The 3039-nt window shown below is 53.6% G+C and carries 3 protein-coding genes; 2 read left to right on the forward strand and 1 reads right to left on the reverse strand.

Annotated features, from left to right (window positions below):
* The first annotated feature begins 118 nt into the window (after positions 1–118).
* A complete protein-coding gene (locus RQ738_RS13445) occupies positions 119–1345 on the forward strand; it encodes an HD-GYP domain-containing protein (protein ID WP_314165822.1) in 1227 nt (408 codons plus the stop codon).
* A 49-nt stretch (positions 1346–1394) separates the two neighbouring features.
* A complete protein-coding gene (locus tag RQ738_RS13450; RefSeq protein WP_314165824.1) occupies positions 1395–2663 on the forward strand; it encodes a TlpA disulfide reductase family protein in 1269 nt (422 codons plus the stop codon).
* A 184-nt stretch (positions 2664–2847) separates the two neighbouring features.
* On the opposite strand, the gene RQ738_RS13455 is transcribed toward RQ738_RS13450, so the two are convergent.
* A partial coding sequence (locus RQ738_RS13455; RefSeq protein WP_314165825.1) for a hypothetical protein occupies positions 2848–3039 on the reverse strand: 192 nt, incomplete at its 5' end.

Here is a 3039-nt window from a genome sequence, read left to right on the forward strand (position 1 = left end):
AACAATGTGTTATCGAATCTAAATCCCCTCACCCTAACCCTCTCCCGAAGGGAGAGGGAATTAACGGGACAGCAGTGATAGGAAAATATTATTTAGCATGCATTGGACAGCCCGGGAAATGAAAAAACAAATTGATACGATGTATCTGAAACAGGGCATGTATGTGTCCGAGCTGGACAGGCCATGGCTGGAGTCGCCGTTCCTCTTTCAGGGTTTCGTGGTTGATTCAGCTGAAGACCTGCAGCAACTGCAGACACTCTGCGCCTATGTTGTTATCGACCCCGAGAGAGGCGATGACATCGATGTATCGATTCAGCACAGGCCGGCCGCCACAATAGAACGTATTGACCTGGATTCACGGCAGCGCAAGGTAGTGAACGTCTCTTTTGAAGAGGAGATAAGCCATGCCCGCCATATACATGCCCATACCCGCAGCCAGCTTGACGACATGTTCAATGATGCGCGTATGGGCAGGAGTATCGACGTCACGGGGGCCAAGGAAGCGGTTTCGGACATGGTCGACAGCATTGTCCGCAATCCGGATGCCATGCAATGGCTCACTAACCTGCGCAAGCGCGATGAGTACACGGCGATTCACAGCCTGAATGTCTGTATCTTTGCCCTGACCTTTGGCCGCTACCTGGGGCTGAACGAGGAGGAACTGAATGAACTGGGTATCGGCGCGCTCTTGCATGATATTGGTAAAATGCGTATCCCGCTTGAAATCCTCAATAAGGAAGGCAAATTAAACCTTGAGGAATATGCCGTCATCCGCGAGCACGCCCGCCATGGCTATGAGATCCTGCAGGGAACTGCCGGGCTGCCGCCGAGCACACTGGAGATTGCCTATTCACACCACGAGCGCAAGAAAGGCACCGGCTATCCGCAGGGTCTGCGTGATGCTGAAATCCCGCTGTTCGCGAAGATGGTGGCCATAGTCGACATCTACGATGCCATTACCAGTGACCGCGCCTATCATCATGGTATGAATACACTGGATGCACTAAAGAATATGTTTGAGTGGCGTGAGCATGATCTGGACGGTGACCTGGTGGAACGCTTTATCCGTTGTCTCGGTATCTATCCCATTGGCAGCCTGGTGGAGCTGAGTTCCGATGAGGTCGGCATCGTCATTTCCGTGGCACAAAGTACCCGTCTGACGCCGATGGTGATGCTGGTGCGGGATGCGGAAAAGAAAACCATGTTGCCGCCAAAAATTATCGACCTGTCCCGCTTTATGCGCGGCAAGGCCGAGCAGCCACTCGAGGTAAAGAAAGTCCTCGAACCGGATGCCTATGGCATCGACATACGCGAATATATTCAGAAGGAAATCAGGGTCTCGTAGTCAGAAAGCCGCTCATGTGGCACAGATAAGCATAACCCCGTTAGCCCGAATGCATAATCTCTTAAAATTCCTTTTTACCGCGATACTACTGGCCGTCAGCAGCAGTGCTGCTTATGCGGCAAGCGAAAAGACGCTTAGCCTCCGTGACGAAACCGAGCTGACGCTGTCATATTACCCGGCGACGGACAGTAAGCTTTTTATCTGGCTGGCACCGGAGGCCGGCCTGCAACAGGCCGAACGGGATAGCGCCCGGCAACTGGCCGGGGCGGGTATCGAGGTCTGGTACCCGGACCTGTTTGCCGCCAACTTCCTGCCGGTCGTGGCCAGCAGCATGGACAAGATCCCCGCCGGGCAAATCGCCGATCTGCTGGCCGCGGCCGCAAGCACCGGTAAACAGGTTTATTATGTAACCAGCGGCCGCGGTGCAATCCCGGTGTTGCGCGGTATCCGTCAATGGCAAATGGAAAACCCCCTCAGCGATGCCCTGCACGGCTTGATCCTGATGAGCCCGAAATTTTTCCTCGAAACCCCCGAGCCGGGGCAGGCAGCCGAGCTTATGCCGGTGGTCGAGCAGACCAACCTGCCGGTTTTTGTGATGCAACCCGGCCAGTCACCCTGGTGGTGGAAACTGGACCAGACCATCCCGGCACTGGAGAAAGGCGGCAGCGAGGTATTTGTGCGCGCCTTATACGGTGTGCGTGATCGTTTCTATTACCGCTCCGACGCGACACCACTCGAAGACGCCGTTGCCGAACAACTACCCAACCTGCTCATGCAGGCGGCGGCACTGCTCAGTCATCTCGAGCCCAGGCGGCAGGCCGTGGTCAGTGATGAGCCAGTCGAAGAAAAAGTAGCCACAATAAAAAAAGTACGTGAACTAAAAGTCTTCGCCGGCAACCCCGAGCCACCGTCGCTCAGCCTGCCGACGCTTACGGATAAGCGCTTATCCTTGCCTGACTATAAAGGCAAGGTCGTGATGGTGAATTTCTGGGCCTCGTGGTGTCCGCCCTGTGTGCATGAAATGCCATCCATGCAGCGGCTACGTGACATGCTGAGTGACAAGCCCTTTGAGATACTCGCCGTTAACATGGCCGAGGACAAAGCGACCATTCAACGCTTCGTTACCGAAACCGTACAGGTCAACTTCCCGATCCTGCTCGACAGTGACGGCGCCACGCTGAAGAACTGGGGGGTGTTCGCCTTTCCGACAACGTACATCATCGGCAAACAAGGCAGGATCCGTTACGCCCTGTTCGGCGGCAGAGAGTGGGATACGGCAGACGTGTTAAGCGTGCTTAACACTTTAATTGATGAGTAATGATTGATGGCTCACAGAATCCCTTCGGGCTTACACCATAGAACCCTTTCAGGGTTCATTATGCTGTCTCACAGGATCCTATCTGCTCCATTGTGAGTACCCTACGCTTCCTGCGTCAGGGCAACCTCACCCATTTCCAATGGGTCGAGGCAATTATGAGTACCTTAACCTTCGTTCCGAAGGTTCAAGGCAATTGATGATATAAAAGAACATCGATGATTTCGGATTGCTGATTGATGAGCGTTTTTAAAGCCCAGTAAAGTTCGGTATGATATTCACGAATATATAGATCACATCTCTTCACTGCTGTCCCGTTAACATAAGCCTGACAAGCAGTAAGCTTCGAGAAAATAAGGTAACCAGGTTGATTGATGCG

Origin of the sequence: Sulfuriflexus sp., assembly GCF_032250955.1 — a bacterium.
In the GTDB taxonomy this organism is placed as follows: domain Bacteria; phylum Pseudomonadota; class Gammaproteobacteria; order AKS1; family AKS1; genus Sulfuriflexus.

Bases quoted from the DNA above. Each gene is read 5' to 3' on its own strand.
- RQ738_RS13445 (WP_314165822.1), top strand. From the start codon at position 119: ATGAAAAAACAAATTGATACGATGTATCTGAAACAGGGCATGTATGTG.
- RQ738_RS13450 (WP_314165824.1), top strand. From the start codon at position 1,395: ATGCATAATCTCTTAAAATTCCTTTTTACCGCGATACTACTGGCCGTC.